Raw genomic sequence first — 4,041 nt, forward strand, 5'->3', positions numbered from 1 at the left:
TGGTACCGCTGACGCCGCCGGCAGGGCCAACACATCGGTGAAGTCGGCAGCCGGCTCAAGCAGGTGGAACTCAAGGGTCTCGTCGCCGATGACCTGGACGCCGCTGATCTCGCGATGCTCGATGAAGTCACGCGCACCAGCTGGCGGCGTCCGCCCGAGCTCGTCGCAGTAGGCGGCGAAGCCCGTGACGGTAGCGGCGAAGTAGCCACCCATAGGCGACGGTTTCGGCGGGGTGCACAACCGTTTGATGCCGCGGGCGACATCGGTCGCGGTCACCCGCCTGACCCCCGGGGTATCCCACCGCACCGACGAGCGCAGGATGACCGTGTAGACCTTCCCGCCCTCGCTGACCACGGGCGCGCCGACAGCCAGGTCGGGCTGGGGCGCCGCGGCGAAGACCGGGTCGGCGCTCGCACGGTAGGAGTACAGCTGGCGCGAGACCAGCCGCACCAGCATCCTCGCACCGGCATCGGCCGCCCAGCCCGGGTCACCGCTGGGCATCGCGGCACCGACCAGCCGTAGCGTGCCGCCGGGCTTGTCCGTCGGCTCGGAGGTCACTGTGGCGGTGACCGGCCGGACCGGGCCCGGACCCGGTCCAGGCCCAGGCCCAGGAACGGGATCAACACCGGCGCAGGCAGCGGCAAACCCGAAAAGGACAGCCAGGCAGGCGAGGAGCGCCGAGGCCGGCGTTCGTGTCTGTCCGAGGCCGCTCACTCCTTGAGAAGGAGACCCAGGCCGATGATACAAGTGATCCAGATCAGCGCGACGGCAATCGTCAGCCGATCGAGGTTCTTCTCCACAACCGAAGAACCCCCGAGCGAGGAGGACACGCCACCGCCGAACACCGTCGACAGCCCGCCCCCCTTGGCCCGGTGCAGCAACACGAGCAGCACCAGCAGCACACTCGTGATGATCAGGGCAATGGACAGCCCAACAGTCATCTCTTAGACCTGCTCCCGCGCCGTCGTTGGAGGGGTACAACAATCGTGCCAAGTTACATCACGGCGTTCCGGTCGCAGGAACGGCGCGCCACCCCGGCGGTGATGACCGTCTGGACATCCGTTCACTACGGGACGACACCGAGCGAGGTGAGGTCCACCATCATAAAGGCCGCCGAGTAGTGGATGTTGGTGAGCCGATCGCTGTAGACGTTGAGCGCCTGGTCGTAGAGCAACGGGATGTAGGCACCAGACGCCACGACCGCCCGATCCAGCGCCGTCCAGACGCCGGCCGCATCATCCCCGTCCGCCGTCCGGATGGCGCGGTCCAGATCCGCACTGACCGCGGGCTGATCCAGCTCGGCGATGTTGACGTTGTTCTGGGGGCTGATCTGGCGTCCATCGGCGAGAGGGGCGAGAAAGGCGTACGGTGCCGCGCGGTACCCACGCCGGGCCGCCAGCACGAGACCGTATTTCATGGCGTGCGTACGGTCAGGCATCCCGGTCACCGCGGCGGCGTAGTGTTGATCATCCAAAACGCTGATCGTGACCGTGATACCGACCCGGGCCAAGGAACTGCGGACCGCCTCCGCCTGGGCGACGTCCAGCGCCGCCGACCCGGTGACGAGCGTCGTGGCGAAGCCGGCGGGCCGGCCGCAGGCCGCGAGTTCCTCCCTGGCCCTGGAAACGTTGCCGCCGGCACCCGGAGTCGGGAAGAGATCGAACCAGGAGTAGTACCGCACGGGCGGCGTGAGCAACGTGGTGGCGATCTCCCCGCCGGCGATCGGGCCACCCCGGGCCGCCTGCTGGGCCCGCTTGTCAAGCGCCCATGCAACAGCAGTGCGGCAATGGATGTCGTTGAACGGCGCAACCGTGGTCAACGCTGCCAGGTAGCGCAGGATGCCGGTGGGAGCCTCGATGGTGCGCTCCGCGCGCAGACTCGGGTTGGCGACGATCCGGGCTGCGGCCTGGGCACCCACGCCGGCCTGGTCACCGGAGACGTCGGCCTGATCGGTGAGGATCCGGTTGTCGATGTCGGCGGCGGAAAGCCCCATCCGCTCCACGATGCGGTCCGGATGGGCAGAGCGGTTCGGGTCGCCCTGCGGGGTCCAGCGCGGGTTGCGCACAAGGGTGAGCGACTCACCCGGCCGATAATTTTCGATCTTGTACGGTCCGGAGGCAACCGGACGCGCTCCATACCCGGCGGCCGTGTCATGGACACGCGGCACCGGGGTCGAGACCGGCGAGGCCATGACAAGGTTCCAGTCCGCGAAGGGTCGGTTCAGCCGGAACGTGATGGTCCGGTCGTCGGGCGTCTGGACCGAGCTGAGACCGAGTCGGTCGGGAGCCGGGTCCTGGTAGGGCCCTGGATAGGGGGTGTTGCCGTCCGCGAGCAACGCCGTCACCTCACCGGGACCACCAGTGATCACATCGGTGGCGAACGCCCGCTCGATCCCGTACTTGATGTCCCTGGAGGTGATCGGCGTGCCGTCCTCGAAGGTCAACCCCTCGCGGATGGTGTAGGTCCAGGTGCGCAGGTCCTTGGACGTGGGCACATCGGTGGCGAGGTCCCCGGCCAGTTTGGCGACGCCGGCGCTCGCGGTGTAGGTCACCAACTGTCGGAAGATCCAGCGTTCCTGGTTCCAGCAGTGGACAGCCGACGTCCGCTGCGGGTCCCAGGAATCACAGTCGGCGGTCATCACCACACGCAGCGTCCCGCCGGTCCGATTCGAAGGCGCGATGATCCGAGTACTGACCGCGGCGGGTGGACCCGGCGGGTCGGACGATGCCTGCCCATCGTGCCCCGCGCCGGTGCAGGCGACCGCAACGAGGCCGAGGACAGCCACGGCGGTGCCGACCCGGGTGATCGCATGCTTGCGTAGCATGGTCTGCGCTGAGCCCCTTCCCGGCGGGACCGCATCCCGCCACCGGAGCCACCCAAGCACACCCGGATCAGACCGCCTGCCGCACCGGTCGCACCAATCGTCAGCTGGCCGTTTGGTCACCCGGTCAGGTCGTCGACGACCCGGGGACCTCGGCCTCCGGCGGCGCGAAAAAACCATGATCGCGCAGCCTTCGGCCCAGCGACCCGGGGACCTCGGCCTCCGGCGGCGCGAAAAAACTATGATCGCGCCGCCTTCGGCCCTCTAGCTCGGCGGGGCGCTGCCTAGCTCGGCGGGGCGCTGCGAACGATCGCCGCGAACTCCGCCGCGTCCAGACTCGCACCGCCGACGAGACCGCCGTCCACGTCGGGCTGGGTGAACAACTCAGGCGCGCTCGAGGCCTTCACCGACCCGCCGTAGAGGATGCGGACGACGGCGGCGGTCGCCGGACCGAAATGCTTGGCGAGCCGGCCCCGGATCGCAACGCACATGTCCTGTGCGTCCTGGGCGGAGGCGGTCCGCCCGGTGCCGATCGCCCATACCGGTTCATAGGCGACGACCAGTGTCTGTGCCTGCTCCGGGGTGATCCCGTCGAGCGAACCGTCAAGTTGATCGAGAACATGGGTGACGTGGTCACCCGCGACCCGCACCGCTTCGGGCTCGCCCACGCACAGGATCGGGGTGATCCCGTGGCTGTAGGCGGCCCGTGCCTTGGCCGCCACCAACGCGTCGTCCTCGTGGTGGTCGGCGCGGCGTTCGGAGTGACCGACCACCACATAGCCGCAGCCCAGCCGGGCGAGCATCGAACCGCTGATGTCGCCGGTGTGCGCACCTGAGCTGTGCGGGGAGAGATCCTGCGCGCCGTACCCGATGGCCAACTTGTCACCGTCGATGAGGGTTTGGACGCTGCGCATGTCCGTGAAGGGAGGCAGGACGACGACCTCGGCATTGTCCAACTCGGCCGGCTTCAGGTCAAAGGCCACCTTCTGGACGAGCGCTATCGCCTCAAGGTGGTTGAGGTTCATCTTCCAGTTACCCGCGACCAGGGTGCGCCGTCCGCTTCCGCGCTGCTTCCTGCCGGCCCCGGCCCGCTTGTCAGTCGCCATCACGCGTCCAACGCTGCGAGACAGGCCCGCGTCGACCTTTTATCTAATAAATGCATCCCTTCCAGAAGTTGGGGTTTGTTGCACGTATTAGCTCTAGAATTACTACGGTTATCC

4 protein-coding genes are annotated in these 4,041 nt (G+C 68.0%); all 4 read right to left on the minus strand.

Features of this window, described 5'->3' with window-relative positions:
* Positions 1 to 558, minus strand: a 558-nt coding sequence (locus U9983_RS26915; RefSeq protein WP_322756699.1) for an ABC transporter substrate-binding protein, incomplete at its 3' end; no start/stop codon positions are given.
* 152 nt (positions 559 to 710) lie between these two features.
* The gene (gene secG / locus U9983_RS26920) at positions 711 to 941 is read right to left on the minus strand and encodes a preprotein translocase subunit SecG (protein ID WP_322751535.1); all 231 of its coding nucleotides are present in this window, start codon (positions 939 to 941) and stop codon (positions 711 to 713) included.
* 125 nt (positions 942 to 1,066) lie between these two features.
* Positions 1,067 to 2,824, minus strand: a complete 1,758-nt coding sequence (locus U9983_RS26925) for an ABC transporter substrate-binding protein (RefSeq protein ID WP_322756700.1) — start codon at positions 2,822 to 2,824, stop codon at positions 1,067 to 1,069.
* Between the two features lie 281 nt (positions 2,825 to 3,105).
* Complete coding sequence (gene tpiA, locus U9983_RS26930) at positions 3,106 to 3,927, minus strand: triose-phosphate isomerase (protein WP_322756701.1); 822 nt, start codon at positions 3,925 to 3,927, stop codon at positions 3,106 to 3,108.
* Positions 3,928 to 4,041: the final 114 nt, after the last annotated feature.

The organism is Protofrankia sp. Cas3 (genome assembly GCF_963555955.1).
Classification (GTDB): Bacteria; Actinomycetota; Actinomycetes; order Frankiales; family Frankiaceae; genus Protofrankia.

What these genes read in the sequence shown, in the direction of transcription:
- secG (WP_322751535.1), bottom strand. Translation starts at nt 941, where the DNA reads ATGACTGTTGGGCTGTCCATTGCCCTGATCATCACGAGTGTGCTGCTG.
- U9983_RS26925 (WP_322756700.1), bottom strand. Translation starts at nt 2,824, where the DNA reads ATGCTACGCAAGCATGCGATCACCCGGGTCGGCACCGCCGTGGCTGTC.
- tpiA (WP_322756701.1), bottom strand. Translation starts at nt 3,927, where the DNA reads ATGGCGACTGACAAGCGGGCCGGGGCCGGCAGGAAGCAGCGCGGAAGC.